Annotated in this window: 2 protein-coding genes; both read right to left on the reverse strand. The window is 66.3% G+C overall.

Annotated features, from left to right (window positions below; translation table 11 throughout):
• A partial coding sequence (locus EN914_RS37470) for a CoA transferase (protein ID WP_206527353.1) occupies positions 1-185 on the reverse strand: 185 nt, incomplete at its 3' end.
• 7 nt (positions 186-192) lie between these two features.
• The coding region (locus EN914_RS37475) for an SDR family NAD(P)-dependent oxidoreductase (RefSeq protein WP_127389787.1) at positions 193-662 on the reverse strand (470 nt) is incomplete at its 5' end.

Raw genomic sequence — 662 nt, forward strand, 5'->3', positions numbered from 1 at the left:
ATGTTATACTCATCCGGCAGCGGCAGGAGCTGGCTCGTCCCCGCCCGTTCGATGCGCAACAGTTGCGCGCCCATCTCCGACAGCATCAGGCCGGCCAGCGGCACGGGGCCGAGCCCGGCCATCTCGATCACCTTCAGCCCGGTCAGCGGACCGGTTTTAGCGGCAGCGGACAGGCCGGCGCTCATGACCGGTTTATTTCGGCGCCATGCGAATGGCGCCGTCGAGGCGAATGGTCTCGCCGTTCAGCATCTGGTTCTCGATGATGTGCAGGGCGAGAGCGGCATATTCGGACGGTTCGCCCAGGCGCGACGGGAACGGCACGGCGGCGCCCAGTGAATCCTGCACCTCTTGCGGCATGCCGGCCATCATCGGCGTCTTGAAGATGCCGGGAGCGATGGTGCAGACGCGGATGCCGGAACGGGCAAGGTCGCGCGCCACCGGCAGCGTCATGCCGACGACGCCGCCCTTGGACGCCGCATAGGCGGCCTGGCCGATCTGGCCATCATAGGCGGCAACCGAAGCGGTGTTGACAATGACGCCGCGCTCGCCGCCCGGCAGCGGCTCGAGCTTTGACGCGCGTTCGGCGACGAGGCGGATCATGTTGAACGTGCCGATCAGATTGACCTCGATCACCTTGCGGTACTGATCAAGCGGATGGGGAC

The organism is Mesorhizobium sp. M7A.F.Ca.CA.001.08.2.1, from assembly GCF_003998455.1.
Lineage (GTDB): Bacteria > Pseudomonadota > Alphaproteobacteria > Rhizobiales > Rhizobiaceae > Mesorhizobium > Mesorhizobium ciceri.